At 71.0% G+C, this 15,026-nt stretch carries 13 protein-coding genes and 1 pseudogene; 9 read left to right on the forward strand and 5 right to left on the reverse strand.

Translation table 11 applies throughout. From position 1 onward, the window contains the following. Positions 1 to 66 precede the first annotated feature (66 nt). On the forward strand, positions 67 to 726 hold the full coding sequence (locus ESG85_RS09245; protein ID WP_128977565.1) for a DUF4190 domain-containing protein: 660 nt from the start codon (positions 67 to 69) through the stop codon (positions 724 to 726). A gap of 108 nt (positions 727 to 834) precedes the next feature. On the opposite strand, the gene ESG85_RS09250 is transcribed toward ESG85_RS09245, so the two are convergent. Next, entirely contained in the window at positions 835 to 1,377 is a 543-nt protein-coding gene (locus ESG85_RS09250) for a riboflavin biosynthesis intermediates N-glycosidase (protein ID WP_128977566.1), read from the reverse strand. Between the two features lie 175 nt (positions 1,378 to 1,552). Between ESG85_RS09250 and ESG85_RS09255 the strand changes: the two genes are divergently transcribed. The 8 genes from ESG85_RS09255 (at position 1,553) to ESG85_RS09290 (ending at position 11,306) form a co-directional block, all read left to right on the forward strand. After that, positions 1,553 to 3,067, forward strand: coding sequence for a gamma-aminobutyraldehyde dehydrogenase (locus ESG85_RS09255; RefSeq protein WP_128977567.1), 1,515 nt, complete (start codon positions 1,553 to 1,555; stop codon positions 3,065 to 3,067). 49 nt (positions 3,068 to 3,116) lie between these two features. Next, complete coding sequence (locus ESG85_RS09260; protein WP_128977568.1) at positions 3,117 to 4,364, forward strand: polyamine ABC transporter substrate-binding protein; 1,248 nt, start codon at positions 3,117 to 3,119, stop codon at positions 4,362 to 4,364. Positions 4,365 to 4,404: 40 nt separating this feature from the next. After that, a complete protein-coding gene (locus ESG85_RS09265; RefSeq protein ID WP_128977569.1) occupies positions 4,405 to 5,589 on the forward strand; it encodes an ABC transporter ATP-binding protein in 1,185 nt (394 codons plus the stop codon). Next, positions 5,586 to 6,512: an ABC transporter permease gene (locus tag ESG85_RS09270; RefSeq protein ID WP_128977570.1), complete on the forward strand. Its 927-nt coding sequence runs from the start codon at positions 5,586 to 5,588 to the stop codon at positions 6,510 to 6,512. The genes ESG85_RS09265 and ESG85_RS09270 overlap by 4 nt, the downstream gene beginning before the upstream one ends. After that, a complete protein-coding gene (locus ESG85_RS09275; RefSeq protein ID WP_128977571.1) occupies positions 6,512 to 7,306 on the forward strand; it encodes an ABC transporter permease in 795 nt (264 codons plus the stop codon). Before ESG85_RS09270 ends, ESG85_RS09275 begins: the two co-directional genes overlap by 1 nt. Positions 7,307 to 7,360: 54 nt before the next feature. Next, complete coding sequence (locus tag ESG85_RS09280) at positions 7,361 to 8,779, forward strand: NAD(P)/FAD-dependent oxidoreductase (RefSeq protein WP_128977572.1); 1,419 nt, start codon at positions 7,361 to 7,363, stop codon at positions 8,777 to 8,779. A 128-nt stretch (positions 8,780 to 8,907) separates the two neighbouring features. Then, a complete protein-coding gene (locus ESG85_RS09285) occupies positions 8,908 to 9,399 on the forward strand; it encodes a bifunctional DNA primase/polymerase (protein WP_128977573.1) in 492 nt (163 codons plus the stop codon). Positions 9,400 to 9,494: 95 nt separating this feature from the next. After that, positions 9,495 to 11,306, forward strand: coding sequence for a chitinase (locus ESG85_RS09290; protein WP_128977574.1), 1,812 nt, complete (start codon positions 9,495 to 9,497; stop codon positions 11,304 to 11,306). On the opposite strand, the gene ESG85_RS09295 is transcribed toward ESG85_RS09290, so the two are convergent. The 4 genes and pseudogenes from ESG85_RS09295 to gabT all read right to left on the reverse strand — a co-directional run bounded on the left by ESG85_RS09295 (position 11,291) and on the right by gabT (position 14,640). After that, positions 11,291 to 11,968, reverse strand: a complete 678-nt coding sequence (locus ESG85_RS09295; RefSeq protein ID WP_128977575.1) for a hypothetical protein — start codon at positions 11,966 to 11,968, stop codon at positions 11,291 to 11,293. The genes ESG85_RS09290 and ESG85_RS09295 overlap by 16 nt on opposite strands. Next, positions 11,968 to 12,540, reverse strand: coding sequence for a phosphatase PAP2 family protein (locus ESG85_RS09300; protein ID WP_246094899.1), 573 nt, complete (start codon positions 12,538 to 12,540; stop codon positions 11,968 to 11,970). Before ESG85_RS09300 ends, ESG85_RS09295 begins: the two co-directional genes overlap by 1 nt. Positions 12,541 to 13,022: 482 nt before the next feature. Then, positions 13,023 to 13,196 (reverse strand): annotated as a pseudogene (locus ESG85_RS35810) (phosphatase PAP2 family protein); the annotation flags it as partial. Between the two features lie 109 nt (positions 13,197 to 13,305). Next, positions 13,306 to 14,640: a 4-aminobutyrate--2-oxoglutarate transaminase gene (gene gabT / locus ESG85_RS09310; protein ID WP_128977577.1), complete on the reverse strand. Its 1,335-nt coding sequence runs from the start codon at positions 14,638 to 14,640 to the stop codon at positions 13,306 to 13,308. Positions 14,641 to 15,026 lie beyond the last annotated feature (386 nt).

The following is a 15,026-nucleotide window of genomic DNA, read 5'->3' on the forward strand; positions in this document are numbered from 1 at the left end:
GTAGGCCGGGCACATCCCCCTGATGGCGGAGGTCGTAGCATGGCGTGACCACGATGGGGGAGGCCCATGTCCGAGAACAACGACCAGCCCGCGGACCCGTGGGCTCCGCCGAACCAGGACGGCGTCGAGCTGAGCAAGGGAGCGGGAGGCGCGACCGGCGCCCCGGGAGCGCCCGGCGCGTCCACGCCGCCGGTGCACGACCAGCCGACCATGGCGGCCATGCCGGGCGTCGACCTTCCGCCGCCGCCCGCGGCACCGGGAGCGACCGGAGGGACGTTCGGTTACCCGACCGCGCCCCCCGCGGCGACGGGCGCGACACCCGCGTACGGGTACCCGGCCGCGCCGCCGGCCACGTACCCCACCTACGGCTCCGGCTACCCGCAGCAGGGCTGGGGGCAGCCGCCCACCAACGGCTTCGCGATCACCGCCATGATCCTGGGCATCGTGGGCGTGGTGCTCGCCTTCTGCTCCTACGGCATCCTCGGGCTCATCCTCGGCGGTCTCGCGCTGATCTTCGGCATCCTCGGGAAGAAGCGCGCGGACCGCGGTGAGGCCGGCCACCGCGGCCAGGCCATCGCGGGCATCGTCCTCGGCGCGATCGGCCTCGTCCTCGGCGTCGCCGGCATCGCGCTGATCATCTACATCGCCACGCACGTGGACGAGTGGGAGAAGAGCGGCAGGGACGACCCCTGGGGCACCAGCCTGGTCGTCGAGACGCGCCGCTGAGGCGCACGCACCGGAGGACGCGCCGTCACGGCGCGTCAGGCCGGGGGTACGGGGGTCGCTCCGCGCGGCCCCCGTTCTCCTTGCTCCCCGCGGTACCGCCCGCGGGCCTCACCGCAGTCGTTCCCGCGCCTCCATCAGCGCGAAGCCCAGCAGGTTCAGGCCCTGCCAGCGCTCGGGGTCGTACGCCCGGGCGTCGTCCGCCGGCAGGCCGATGCCCCAGACGCGGTCCAGCGGGCTGGCCTCCACGAGGACGCGGCGGCCCGTGCCGAGCAGGAAGGCCTTGAGGGCCTCGTCGGACCCGAACTTGTGCACGCTGCCGGCCACGACGATCTCGAAGCGCTTCCGCTGCCAGACCTCGTCGTCGAAGCCGCGGACCAGGCGGCCCGCCTTCTTCGCCGCCGCCGGTGACGCGGCCGTGAGCGCCGCGCGCTCGGCCTCGGCGTCGCCGAAGAGCCGCGCCTTCTCCGCCATCATCCAGTGCTCGGCGGTCGCGTAGCGCACGCCGTCCACCGCGAAGGGCGACGGCCACCACTGGCTCAGACAGCTCGCCGAGAGCCGCCCCTCGGGGTGCGGACGGTGGCCCCAGAAGTGCAGCCACTTCACCCGTTCGCCGCGTCTGACCTGCTGTTTCAATCGTTCCAGCTCACTCATGCATGCCACTGTTTCAGTTGCCACGGACAGTCCGTACGGCATTTTCCGGCCGTGCTCGACACTTGGTCGACCGATTCCGTCGCGTAACCAAAAGGCAACAACGGAATCACTTGTTGGACCGAAGTCCCTCTGTCAGGATCGGCACTCAACTCGAGCTGGAACAACGGAGAGCGTCATGGGCAACCGCTTCCAGGTGTCGGACCGCTTCGCGGACGGCGCGCAGTACATCGGGGGGCGGCTGCGCCCCGGGACCTCACAGGACGAGTACGCCGTCGTCGACCCGGCGACCGGGAAGGACGTCCTCTCCTACCGGCTGGCGTCGACGGCCGACGTGGACGAGGCCGTCGACGCCGCCCGGGAGGCCTTTCCCGGCTGGTCGGGCGCCACGCCCGGCGAGCGCTCGGACGCCCTGCACCGGCTCGCCGGCGTGCTGGCCGAGCGGGCGGAGGAGTTCGCGCAGGCCGAGTCGCTGCAGTGCGGCAAGCCGGTCAAGCTGACCCGCGAGTTCGACGTGCCCGGCACCGTGGACAACACGGCCTTCTTCGCCGGCGCCGCCCGCCACCTCCAGGGCCAGTCCGCCGGCGAGTACTCCGGCGACCACACCTCGTACGTACGGCGCGAGGCCATCGGCGTCGTCGGCTCGATCGCCCCCTGGAACTACCCGCTGCAGATGGCCGCCTGGAAGATCCTCCCGGCGATCGCCGCGGGCAACACGATCGTCCTCAAGCCGGCCGAGCTGACGCCGCTGACCTCGCTGATGTTCGCGCAGGCGGCCACCGAGGCCGGCATCCCGGACGGCGTCGTCAACGTGGTCACCGGCGCCGGACGGGTCGCCGGCGAGCACCTGGTCGGGCACCCCGGCGTCGCCATGACCTCCTTCACCGGCTCCACCGGCGTGGGCAAGCGGGTCGCCGAGATCGCCACCGCCACCGTCAAGCGGCTCCACCTGGAACTCGGCGGCAAGGCCCCGTTCGTCGTCTTCGACGACGCCGACCTGGAGGCCGCCGCCCACGGCGCCGTCGCCGCCTCCCTCATCAACAGCGGCCAGGACTGCACCGCCGCCACCCGCGCCTACGTCCAGCGGCCGCTGTTCGACGCCTTCGTCGCCCGGGTCGCCGAGCTCATGGAGACCGTGCGGCTGGGGGACCCGTTCGACCCGTCGACCGACCTCGGGCCGCTCGTCAGCCACGCCCAGCGCGACCGGGTCGCCGGCTTCGTCGAGCGGGCCCGCGGCTACGCGACCGTCGTCACCGGCGGCGAAGCCCCTGGTGGCGAGCTGAAGGACGGCGCATACTACCGTCCCACCCTCATCACCGGGGCCGCGCAGGACAGCGAGGTCGTGCAGTCGGAGATCTTCGGCCCGGTCCTCGTGGCGCTGCCCTTCGACGGGGACGACGAGGGCATCCGGCTCGCCAACGACACCCCCTACGGGCTCGCCGCCTCCGCCTGGAGCCGTGACGTCTACCGGGCGAACCGGGCCACGCGCGAGATCAAGGCGGGCTGCGTGTGGGTCAACGACCACATCCCGATCATCAGCGAGATGCCGCACGGGGGCTACAAGGCCTCGGGCTTCGGAAAGGACATGTCGGCGTACTCGTTCGAGGAGTACACGCAGGTGAAGCACGTGATGTACGACAACACGGCGGTGGCGGCCAAGGACTGGCACCGCACGATCTTCGGGGACCGATAGCAGCCGGCCGCCCGACCAGCGGCCAACCCATCCCGAAAGGGCACAGCGCATGGAGCAGTACCAGCCGGACAGCCTGTCCGCCGCGCAGATCGCGGCGATGCGGCGCAGCGTGACGAGCGGCCGGGGCGCCCTCACCCGCCGTTCGCTGCTGCGCGCCGGAGGCGTCGGCGCGCTCACCGTCGGCGGCCTCGCCGGGCTGAGTGCCTGCGGCATCCCGCCGGCCAAGCGGGAGGGCGAGGGACCGGCGTCCACGGACTTCTCGGCCACGGAGATGACGCTGAGCTTCTCCAACTGGACCGAGTACATGGACGTCAGCGAGGACGAGAAGTCCCGGCCGACCCTGGAGGCCTTCACCCGGCGGACCGGCATCAAGGTCAAGTACACCGAGGACATCAACGACAACGTCGAGTTCTTCGGCAAGATCAAACCGCAGCTCGCGGCCGGCCAGGACACCGGCCGCGACCTGATCTGCGTGACCGACTGGCTGGCCGCCCGCATGATCCGGCTGGGATGGGTGCAGAAGCTGGACCCGTCGCACCTGCCCCACGCGTACGCCAACCTGTCCACGCAGTTCCGCCGGCCCGACTGGGACCCGGGCCGGGCGTACTCGTACCCCTGGACCGGCATCTCCACGGTCATCGCCTACAACGCCAAGGCGACCGGCGGCAGGAAGGTCGACTCCGTCACCCAGCTGCTTGACGACCCCGCGCTCAAGGGCCGGGTCGGCTTCCTCACCGAGATGCGCGACTCGGTCGGCATGACGCTCATCGACATGGGCAAGGACCCCGGAAAGTTCACCGACGCCGACTTCGACGGCGCGATCGGACGGCTCCAGAAGGCCGTCGACAAGAAGCAGATCCGCCGCTTCACCGGCAACGACTACACCTCCGACCTGGACAAGGGCGACCTGGCGGCCTGCCTGGCCTGGGCCGGCGACATCATCCAGCTCCAGGCCGACAACCCGGACATCAAGTTCGCCATCCCGTCCGCGGGCTACATCACCTCCAGCGACAACCTGCTCGTCCCGGCGAACTCCCGGCACAAGACCAACGCCGAGAAGCTCATCGACTACTACTACGAGCTCCCGGTCGCCGCGCAGCTCGCCGCGTACATCAACTACGTCTGCCCGGTCGACGGGGTGAAGGACGAGCTGTCCAAGATCGACCCCGAGCTCGCGAACAACACGCTGATCCTCCCGGACAAGGCGATGGCGGCGAAGTCCCGTGCCTTCCGCTCGCTCAGCAGCGCGGAGGAGACGGCGTACGAGGAGAAGTTCGCCAAGCTCATCGGCGCCTGAGGCCGTCGTCCGTTCCTTCACGAATCCCGGGATCCCCTCCATGACTGACAAGACTGCTCACACTGGCAACACCGGCGGCGGCGACGTCCGTCTCTCCGGCATCAGCAAGACCTACGGCTCGTTCACCGCCGTGCACCCGCTCGACCTGACGATCCCGCAGGGCTCGTTCTTCGCCCTGCTCGGCGCCTCCGGCTGCGGCAAGACCACCACGCTGCGGATGATCGCCGGCCTGGAGGACCCCACGACGGGCACCGTCTTCCTCGGCGACCGCGACGTCACCGACCTCCCGCCGTACAAGCGGCCGGTGAACACGGTCTTCCAGTCCTACGCGCTCTTCCCGCACATGGACATCTTCGAGAACATCGCCTTCGGTCTGCGCCGGCGCGGCATCAAGTCGGTGAAACCGCAGGTGGACGAGATGATCGAGCTGGTGCAGCTGGGCGAGCACGCCCACAAGAAGCCGCACCAGCTCTCCGGCGGCCAGCAGCAGCGCGTCGCCGTGGCCCGTGCGCTCATCAACCACCCGCAGGTGCTGCTGCTCGACGAGCCGCTCGGAGCCCTCGACCTCAAGCTGCGCCGCCAGATGCAGCTGGAGCTCAAGCGCATCCAGACCGAGGTCGGCATCACCTTCGTCCACGTCACCCACGACCAGGAGGAGGCCATGACCATGGCCGACCAGGTCGCGGTGATGAACGGCGGCCGGGTCGAGCAGCTGGGCGCTCCCGCCGACCTGTACGAGAACCCGCAGACCACCTTCGTCGCCAACTTCCTCGGCACCTCGAACCTGATCGAGGCCGAGGTCGTCGAGACCGGCGGCGACGTCCTCGTGACCGCCGGCGGCGGCAAGCTCCGCGTGCCCGGCGAGCGCTGTACCTCCGCCGTGCGCGCGGGCGGCAAGGTGCTCGTCGGCGTACGGCCCGAGAAGATCTCGCTGACGCACGCCGACGACGCCGACGAGATCGCCGCGGGCCGCAACCGGGTGACCGGCCGGATCGCCGACTCCTCGTTCATCGGCGTCTCCACCCAGTACGTGGTGAACTCCCCGGCCGGCGCCGAGCTCCAGGTGTACGAGCAGAACATCGAGCGGGACTCCCGTCTGGTGCCCGGCACCGAGGTCGTCCTGCACTGGAACCCGGCGCACACCTTCGGCCTCGACGCGGCCCAGTCCCTGCTCGCCGGGACCGTGGGCGACGCGGGCGCGGAGACGGTGGAGGACGCCGCATGAGCACCACCCTGGTCAAGGAGACCCCGCCCATAGAGGAACCGGTCCTCCGCAAGCTCTCCACCCGCCGTCGGCTCGTGCCGTACTGGCTGCTGCTGCCCGGCATCGTCTGGCTGCTGGTCTTCTTCGCGCTGCCGATGGTCTACCAGGCCTCCACCTCGGTGCAGACCGGCTCCCTGGAGCAGGGCTTCGAGGTCACCTGGCACTTCGCGACCTACTGGGACGCCTTCCAGGAGTACTGGCCGCAGTTCGTCCGCTCGCTGCTCTACGCGGGCACCGCGACGCTGCTGTGCCTGCTGCTCGGCTACCCGCTGGCGTACCTCATCGCCTTCAAGGCCGGGCGCTGGCGCAACCTGCTCCTCGTCCTCGTCATCGCGCCGTTCTTCACCAGCTTCCTGATCCGCACGCTGGCCTGGAAGACGATCCTCGCGGACGACAGCCTGGTGGTCGACGCACTGAACACGCTGCACGTGCTCGACGTGACCAGCTGGCTCGGCTGGACCGAGGGCGACCGGGTGCTCGCCACCCCGATGGCCGTCGTCGCCGGTCTCACGTACAACTTCCTGCCGTTCATGATCCTGCCGCTCTACACCTCCCTGGAGCGCATCGACGGCCGGCTGCACGAGGCCGCGCAGGACCTCTACGCCTCCCCGGCCACCACCTTCCGCAAGGTGACCTTCCCGCTGTCCATGCCGGGCGTCGTCTCCGGCACGCTGCTCACCTTCATCCCGGCGAGCGGCGACTACGTCAACGCCGAGCTGCTCGGCTCCACCGACACCAAGATGGTCGGCAACGTCATCCAGTCGCAGTTCCTGCGGGTCCTGGACTATCCGACGGCCGCCGCCCTGTCGTTCATCCTCATGGCGGTCGTGCTGCTCATGGTCACCGTCTACATCCGCCGCGCGGGAACGGAGGACCTGGTCTGATGCAGTGGCTGCGGAAGAATCTCGTCGTCATCGCGGGCCTGCTCACGCTCGCGTACCTGATCCTGCCGAACGTCGTCGTCATGGCGTTCTCGTTCAACAAGCCGAACGGGCGCTTCAACTACGCCTGGCAGCAGTTCTCGCTGGACGCCTGGAAGGACCCCTGCGGCGTCGCCGACATGTGCGAGTCGCTCACCCTCTCGCTCCAGCTCGCCGCGTGGGCCACGGCCGGCGCGGTCGTCCTCGGCACCATGATCGCCTTCGCGCTGGTCCGCTACCGCTTCCGGGCACGCGGCGCGATCAACTCGCTGATCTTCCTGCCGATGGCGATGCCCGAGGTCGTCATGGCCGCCTCGCTGCTCACCCTGTTCCTCAACATGGGCGCGGAGCTGGGCTTCTGGACGGTCCTCATCGCCCACATCATGTTCTGCCTGTCGTTCGTCGTCACGGCGGTCAAGGCGCGCGTGATGTCCATGGACCCGCGGCTCGAGGAGGCGGCGCGCGACCTGTACGCGGGGCCCGTGCAGACCTTCCTGAGGGTGACGCTGCCGATCGCCGCCCCCGGCATCGCGGCCGGCGCGCTGCTCGCCTTCGCGCTCTCGTTCGACGACTTCATCATCACCAACTTCAACGCGGGCTCCACGGTGACCTTCCCCATGTTCGTCTGGGGCTCGGCACAGCGCGGAACCCCCGTCCAGATCAACGTCATCGGTACGGCGATGTTCGTCATCGCGGTGCTGGTGGTCGTGGCCGGGCAGATCGTCTCGAACCGGCGCAGGAAAACGGCAACAGCCTGACATCAGCGCCTGACCGGCGGCCGAGCCGGTCAGGCACCGAAGGAGTTGGAAACCATGGCCCCAGTCGCCATGCGTCTCGCTGCACAATCTCTCTCCGACGCCCAGCCCGTCCCCTTCTGGCTGGAAGACCCCGGCAAGCCCGGAGCCCTGCCCGCCCTCGCCGGCCCCGAGCGGTGCGACCTGCTCGTGGTGGGCGGCGGCTACAGCGGACTGTGGACCGCGCTCCTCGCCAAGGAGCGCGACCCCTCCCGGGACGTCGTCCTCATCGAAGGCCGCGAGGTGGGCTGGGCCGCCTCGGGCCGCAACGGCGGCTTCTGCGCCGCCTCCCTCACCCACGGATTCGGCAACGGCCTCGCCCGCTGGCCGGAGGAGCTGCCGACGCTGGAGCGGATGGGCGAGCGGAACCTCGACGCCATCGAGGAGGCCGTCGCCCGCTACTCCCTCGACTGCGACTTCGAGCGCACCGGCGAGATCGACGTGGCCACCGAGGCCTACCAGGTCGACGAGCTGCACGAGTGGTACGAGGAGGCCGACCGGCTCGGGCTCGCCGGGGGCCTGGAGCTGCTCGACCGCGACCAGCTGCGCGCCGAGGTCGACTCGCCCACGTTCCAGGGCGGCCTGTGGGACCGCCGCGGAGTCGCCATGCTGCACCCGGCCAAACTGGCCTGGGGCCTCAAGCGGGCCTGCCTGGACCTCGGCGTGCGGATCTTCGAGAACACGCCGGCGCTCGACCTGGTCCCGGCGGGCGGCGGAATGGCCGTGCGCACCCCGTACGGCAGGGTCGCGGCCCGCCGGGTGGCGCTCGGCACCAACGTCTTCCCGTCGCTGGTCAAGCGGCTGCGGCACTACACCGTCCCGGTGTACGACTACGCGCTGATGACCGAGCCGCTGAGCCCCGAGCAGCTGGCGTCGGTGGGCTGGAAGAACCGCCAGGGCCTCGGCGACTCCGCCAACCAGTTCCACTACTTCCGGATCACCGCCGACCACCGCATCCTCTGGGGCGGCTACGACGCGGTCTACCGCTTCGGCGGCAAGGTGGCCGCCGAGATGGACCACCGCCCGGAGACGTACCTGAAGCTGGCCCAGCACTTCTTCACCTGCTTCCCGCAGCTGGAGGGCCTGCGCTTCAGCCACGCCTGGGGCGGGGCGATCGACACCTGCTCGCGCTTCTCGGCCTTCTTCGGCACGGCGCACCACGGCAAGGTGGCGTACGCGCAGGGCTACACGGGGCTCGGCGTGGGCGCGACCCGGTTCGGCGCCGACGTGATGCTGGACCTGCTGGCGGGGGAGCGGACCGAGCGCACGGAGCTGCGGATGGTGCGCTCCAAGCCGCTGCCGTTCCCGCCGGAGCCGATCGCGTGGGCGGGCATCGGGATCACCAAGTGGTCGCTGGCCCGCGCCGACGAGAACGGCGGCCGGCGGAACCTGTGGCTGAAGACGATGGACCGACTGGGTCTCGGCTTCGACAGCTGAGCCGTCGAGTGGTGTGACCTAGATCACATGCGATGAGTGCGGGACCCGCGTCATAGGCGCGGGGCGGCCCTCTCTCTCCCTGTGGATTCCGCGACCGGCGGGTCCATGAGGAGAGAGAGGGCTTCGTCATGACTGGAACGGGGACGGGTGCGGGGGCCACGGAGGCCAGGGCCGTCGTGGAGTGGCTGGCCTCGGCCGCGCCCGATCCCGACGCCTGCCGCTGGGAGTGGGAGCGCAGCCCGCACGGGGTCGCGCTGCTGCCCGCCGGCCGGCGCTGGGACGTGCTGATCCTGCCGGCCGGGCTCGGTCGTGCGGCGCTCGACGTGCTGACCCGCCTGGTGGACCGGCCCGGCCCGGTCCTCGCCGACTTCGGCGGGGCCCGGGTCGGCTTCTTCGTGCCGCCGGGCACCGCCGCCCGCTGGCTGGGCACCGGCGTGCGCGGCGCGGGGGCCGGTTCCTGGATCGTGGTGCCGTACCCGGGGCGGATGGCCGGCCGGACCCGCTGGCTGGTGCCGCCGGACGCGGCGGGCACCCTCACCGATCCGGCAGTGCTCGAACTCGCGATGCACGAGGCGGCGGGTCGACTCGCCGGCGGGCACGGGGGGACGGGCATCCGGTGAGGGGCGCGGCGCCCGTCCAGAGGTCTTGACCACATGATTGGTCTGGACCATGCTGTGGCGCGCTCCACTCGATTCCCCCACCCCCGGAGGCAGTTGTGGACCGCACCAGACCTCTGACCCTCCTGCTGGCCGGCGTCCTCGCCGCCGGCGGGATCGCGGCGCTCACCAGTCCCGTGGCCCGGGCCGCCGACACCGAACTCGCCCGCAACGGCGGCTTCGAGTCCGGCCTCGACGGCTGGAACTGCACGGCCGGCAGCGGGGCCGTCGTCGCGTCGCCCGTACACGGCGGGACGAAGGCCCTGCAGGCCACACCGGCCGGCAGCGACAACGCCCGGTGCGCGCAGACCGTCACCGTCAAGCCGAACTCCACCTACACGCTGAGCGGCTGGGTCCGCGGCTCCTACGTGTACCTCGGCGCCTCCGGCACCGGCACCACCGACGTCTCCACCTGGACCCAGTCGGCGCCCGACTGGCAGCGGCTCGCCACCACCTTCACCACCGGCGCCTCCACCACCTCGGTCACCGTCTACAGCCACGGCTGGTACGGCACCGGCGCCTACCACGCCGACGACCTGTCCCTGCTCGGCCCCGGCGGCGACCCGGTCCAGATCCCGGGCACCCCCACGGGCCTCACGGTCACCGGCGCCCCCACCGCCTCCACCGTCCCCCTGAGCTGGAACCCGGTCTCCGGCGCCACCGCCTACCACGTCTACGTCGACGGAGTGCGGAAGGCCACCACCGCCGGCACCGGCGCCACCATCGGCGGCCTCACCCCCGCCACCTCGTACGACGTCCAGGTCTCCGCCGCCAACAGTGCGGGCGAGTCCCCGAAGTCACCGACCGTCAGGGCCACCACCGCGGACGGCGGCGGCGGAACCCCGGGCGGCGGGCTGCCCGCCCACGCCCTCGTCGGCTACCTCCACGCGAGCTTCGCCAACGGCTCCGGCTACACCCGGATGGCCGACGTCCCCGACTCGTGGGACGTCATCAACCTCGCCTTCGGCGAGCCGACCTCGGTCACCTCCGGCGACATCCGCTTCCGCCTGTGCCCGGCGGCCGAATGCCCGAACGTCGAGTCGCCCGAGGAGTTCAAGGCCGCCATCAAGGCCAAGCAGGCCGCCGGCAAGAAGGTCCTCATCTCCATCGGCGGCCAGAACGGCCAGGTCCAGCTCTCCACCACGGCAGCCCGCGACGCCTTCGTCACCTCCGTCTCGGAGATCATCGACGAGTACGGCCTCGACGGCCTCGACATCGACTTCGAGGGCCACTCGCTCTCGCTGCAGACCGGCGACACCGACTTCCGCAATCCGACCAGCCCGGTCATCGTCCACCTGATCCAGGCGGTCAGGACCCTCAAGGCCAGGTACGGCGAGGACTTCGTGCTCACCATGGCCCCGGAGACCTTCTTCGTCCAGCTCGGCTACCAGTACTACGGCTCCGGCCCCTGGGGCGGCCAGGACCCGCGCGCCGGCGCCTACCTGCCGGTCATCCACGCCCTGCGCGACGACCTCACCCTGCTGCACGTCCAGGACTACAACTCGGGCCCCGTCATGGGCCTCGACAACCAGTACCACTCCATGGGCGGCGCCGACTTCCACATCGCCATGACCGACATGCTGCTCACCGGCTTCCCGGTCGCGGGCAACACCGAGCGCTTCTTCCCGGCCCTCCGCCCCGACCAGGTCGCCATCGGCCTCCCCGCCTCCCCCCAGGCCGGCAACGGCCACACCGCACCGGCCGAGGTCGCCAAGGCCCTCGACTGCCTGACCAGGAACACCGGCTGCGGCAGCTATCGGACCCACGGCACCTGGCCCGGCCTGCGCGGCCTGATGACCTGGTCGATCAACTGGGACCGCTACAACGACTGGCAGTTCAGCCGGAACTTCGACGCCTACCCCTGGAACTGACCCTCCTGGAGCCGGCCCTCCCCGGGGGCCGGCCCCAGCCCCGTCCGCTCGAGCGCCCGGACCATCGCCGGAAGGTCCGGTGCGCCGCCGTCCTCCGCGACCACGTGCGCCGCCAGCAGCTCCGGCGTCAGCCGCCGCTCCTCGGCGGCGGCGAGCAGGACCTCCGCCGCCGCCTTGTCGTACCCCACGAGGTCCACCAGCAGGTCCAGCGCCTCCTGCCGGTCCGTGAACCGGCTCATCCCGCAGTCGAGGCCGTCGTCCCCCAGGTCCTCCGGGTACACCGCCCGGGACCAGGCGCCGTCCTCGTACCAGTACACACAGCCCAGCTCCCACCCGTCGAGCAGCTCGCGCAGCTCGTCGTACGGCAGCCAGTCCGGCCCGCCGGCCAGCACGTCGACGGGCGGCTTGTGCCACTTGCAGCCGCTGGACTCGTCCTCGCCGTACAGCACCCAACGGCCCTCGCCCAGTCGGGAGAAGGCCCACCAGGTGCAGCCGGCGTCGTCGAGGTGCAGCCCCTCGTCGTCGATCCAGACGCCGGTCCGGCGCGCCCCCCGGGCCTCCTTCGCGGTGGTCGCCCGCACCACCGCGTTCACGCCCCAGCGCGCCCACAGCAGCGCGGGCTCGGGAAGGTCGGAGGGCAGTCCGGGCCGGTGGATCGTCATCAGTGCTCCGGTTCGTCCGTACGGGTGGCGGCAGCGCGACCGTATCGCGCGGCGAACACCGGCCAGCGCAGCAGGGGCAGGCAGAGGGCGACGGACGCCAGCACGTCCAGCGGCCAGTGGAAGCCCCGCAGGACGAGTCCGGCGGCGGTGACGGCGGTCAGCAGGACGGCCACCGGGAGCAGCCGCCGCGACACCAGGAGGGCCGCGCCGGTGTACGCCACCATCGCCGTGGCCGTGTGCCCCGACGGGAAGTAGCCGTGCGCCCACGGCTCGAGCGGGCCGGGGCGGGCCGTCCAGAGCTTCAGCGGGACGACCAGGAGCGGGACCAGCGCCATGGCAAGGCCCGCCCAGAGGGCGGCGGCCCACCGGCCCCGCCGCACCGCGTACGCCATGGCGCAGACCAGCATGGGCAGGGCGACGGTCAGGTTGCCGAGATCCGAGGCCGCCTCGCTCAGTGCGCGCGGCACGCTGTCCACCAGGACACGGGAGAGACGTTCGTCGAGGCGGGCCAGGGGGCCGTGGGCGATAACCTGCCATGTTACGACACCAGAGAGAAGAAGTGCAAGGAAAATCGTCGATCTTCTCGGAACGGGGAGTCGTGTCTCGCGCTGGGACGTACTACTGCTGGTGTGGAGCTGGGCCAGGAAACGAGGAAGCACGATGACCAGCCTGACAGGACTGATCGGCCGCGAGTACCTCCGGGTCTCTGCCAAGGGGAACCGATCCATCCCCGAGCAGCACGACGACGACGGCAACGCGGCGGACCGTGAAGGAATCACCCTCGGCGCAGCATACGAGGACCGGGGCAGCGCCTCCCGCTATGCCACTCGCCCCCGCGACGACTTCGCCTCCTGGAGGGAACGTCCTCACGCGCTGGCTCCGGACGCCGGTCGAGGTGGAGGTAGTCGCCTACCTCTTCGCCTCTGACAGGCTCGGGCAGGTGCGCGTCGCCCGGTCGTCGGCGCCCGGCCGGCCCGGAGCGGCGAGCGAGCGGCTGGTGTTCCGCCGCCGGGCGGCTTGAGACGCGCAGAGAACAAGCCAAAGGGCAGAAGCAGGGGGGGGTGGCTTCTGCCCTTTGGGGGGGACCGGGCTGCCGCGCGCCCCGGGGGGTGTGGGGCGGGCGGCCATCCGATCGGTGAGGAGTTCCGGAGCCCAGGGCTCCAGTGGTGTGCGCGAAGGCACGGTTCGGGCGGGGCTGGGGAGGCTCCGCCCTGGGTGTTTCTCTCATCTGCAGAAACCGTACGGCACGAAACGGGGGGCCGACAGCCGGAACTCCATCCCGCCATCGGCCCCCCACAGCTTCTTCACACAGGGTGTCAGAAGTCGCCGTTCCGCCGTCAGATCCGGGCGAGAGCCGCCTCGATGACGTCGAGGCCCTCGTTCAGCAGGTCCTCGCCGATGACCAGCGGCGGGAGGAAGCGGAGCACGTTGCCGTACGTGCCGCAGGTGAGGACCAGGACGCCCTCGCCGTGGCAGTACTTGGCGAGCGCGGCGGCCGCCTCGGCGTACGGCTCCTTCGTCTCCGGGTCCTTCACCAGCTCGATGGCGATCATGGCGCCACGGCCGCGGATGTCACCGATGACCGGGAACTTCTCCTGCATCGCGGTGAGGCGGCCCTTCATGACCTCCTCGATGCGCTTGGCCTTGCCGTTGAGGTCGAGCTCCTTCATGGTCTCGATGGCACCCAGGGCACCGGCGCAGGCCACCGGGTTGCCGCCGTAGGTGCCGCCGAGGCCGCCGCCGTGCACGGAGTCCATGATCTCGGCGCGGCCGGTCACGGCGGCCAGCGGCAGACCGCCCGCGATGCCCTTGGCGGTGGTGATCAGGTCCGGGACGATGCCCTCGTCCTCGCAGGCGAACCACTGGCCGGTACGGCAGAAGCCGGCCTGGATCTCGTCCGCGACGAAGACGATGCCGTTGTCGTTGGCGAACTTCACGATCGCCGGCAGGAAGCCCTTGGCCGGCTCGATGAAGCCGCCCTCGCCGAGCACCGGCTCGATGACGATCGCGGCGACGTTCTCGGCGCCGATCTGCTTGGTGATGTTGTCGATCGCCTGCGCGGCGGCCTCGGGGCCGCAGTTCTCGGCACCGGTGGGCCAGCGGTAGCCGTAGGCGACCGGCACGCGGTAGACCTCGGGGGCGAACGGGCCGAAGCCCTGCTTGTACGGCATGTTCTTCGCCGTCATGCCCATGGTGAGGTTGGTGCGGCCGTGGTAGCCGTGGTCGAAGACGACGACGGCCTGGCGCTTGGTGTACGAACGGGCGATCTTGACCGCGTTCTCGACCGCCTCGGCGCCCGAGTTGAACAGCGCCGACTTCTTGGCGTGGTCGCCCGGGGTCAGCTCGGCCAGCGCCTCGCAGACCTCCACGTAACCCTCGTACGGCGTCACCATGAAACAGGTGTGGGTGAAGTCCTGGAGCTGCGCGGAGGCGCGGCGCACCACGGCCTCGGCGGAGGCGCCCACGGAGGTCACGGCGATGCCGGAACCGAAGTCGATCAGCAGGTTGCCGTCGACGTCCTCGATGATGCCGCCGCCCGCGCGCTTGGTGAACACGGGCAGCGTGGAGCCCACGCCACCGGCGACGGTGTCGAGCCGACGAGCCTGGAGCTCCTGCGACTTCGGACCGGGAATGGCGGTGACGACGCGCCGCTCCTGCGGGACAGCGTTCATGCGGGGCTCCTGGGGGTGTTCTGGACGCACTTGCGGGTTTCCTCCGCAGGCTAGGCGCGGGGGAGGGGCTCAGGCATGCGCCGATCGGGAGTGTTGGGGGCGTGTCGTTGTCCGCGATGGACATGGCGACGGCGCCGTGTACGCCGATCCGGCCCGGGCACGGCCCCGGTGGCAGGGCTCGCACGCCGCCGGGCCGCCCCCGGCGGCTTCCCGGCCGCCCTCGCGGCGCGCCCGGTGCGCTTCCCGGCGGCCCTGGGCCGTACGGGTGGCCGAATCCTCTCCCGAGCGGGCCCGGGCCACTAGATTGACGGTGGCACAGTTGCGGCGACCTGGCTGGTCAGGGGGCAGGGGTTCATGGAAACCGACGGCACGTACGAGTCGACCGA

The sequence above is a fragment of the Streptomyces roseicoloratus genome, assembly GCF_004117935.1.
GTDB lineage: Bacteria > Actinomycetota > Actinomycetes > Streptomycetales > Streptomycetaceae > Streptomyces > Streptomyces roseicoloratus.

Excerpts from the sequence above, each read along its gene's own strand:
- ESG85_RS09245 (WP_128977565.1), top strand. The coding sequence starts at position 67 with ATGTCCGAGAACAACGACCAGCCCGCGGACCCGTGGGCTCCGCCGAAC.
- ESG85_RS09250 (WP_128977566.1), bottom strand. The coding sequence starts at position 1,377 with ATGAGTGAGCTGGAACGATTGAAACAGCAGGTCAGACGCGGCGAACGG.
- ESG85_RS09255 (WP_128977567.1), top strand. The coding sequence starts at position 1,553 with ATGGGCAACCGCTTCCAGGTGTCGGACCGCTTCGCGGACGGCGCGCAG.
- ESG85_RS09260 (WP_128977568.1), top strand. The coding sequence starts at position 3,117 with ATGGAGCAGTACCAGCCGGACAGCCTGTCCGCCGCGCAGATCGCGGCG.
- ESG85_RS09265 (WP_128977569.1), top strand. The coding sequence starts at position 4,405 with ATGACTGACAAGACTGCTCACACTGGCAACACCGGCGGCGGCGACGTC.
- ESG85_RS09270 (WP_128977570.1), top strand. The coding sequence starts at position 5,586 with ATGAGCACCACCCTGGTCAAGGAGACCCCGCCCATAGAGGAACCGGTC.
- ESG85_RS09275 (WP_128977571.1), top strand. The coding sequence starts at position 6,512 with ATGCAGTGGCTGCGGAAGAATCTCGTCGTCATCGCGGGCCTGCTCACG.
- ESG85_RS09280 (WP_128977572.1), top strand. The coding sequence starts at position 7,361 with ATGGCCCCAGTCGCCATGCGTCTCGCTGCACAATCTCTCTCCGACGCC.
- ESG85_RS09285 (WP_128977573.1), top strand. The coding sequence starts at position 8,908 with ATGACTGGAACGGGGACGGGTGCGGGGGCCACGGAGGCCAGGGCCGTC.
- ESG85_RS09295 (WP_128977575.1), bottom strand. The coding sequence starts at position 11,968 with ATGACGATCCACCGGCCCGGACTGCCCTCCGACCTTCCCGAGCCCGCG.
- gabT (WP_128977577.1), bottom strand. The coding sequence starts at position 14,640 with ATGAACGCTGTCCCGCAGGAGCGGCGCGTCGTCACCGCCATTCCCGGT.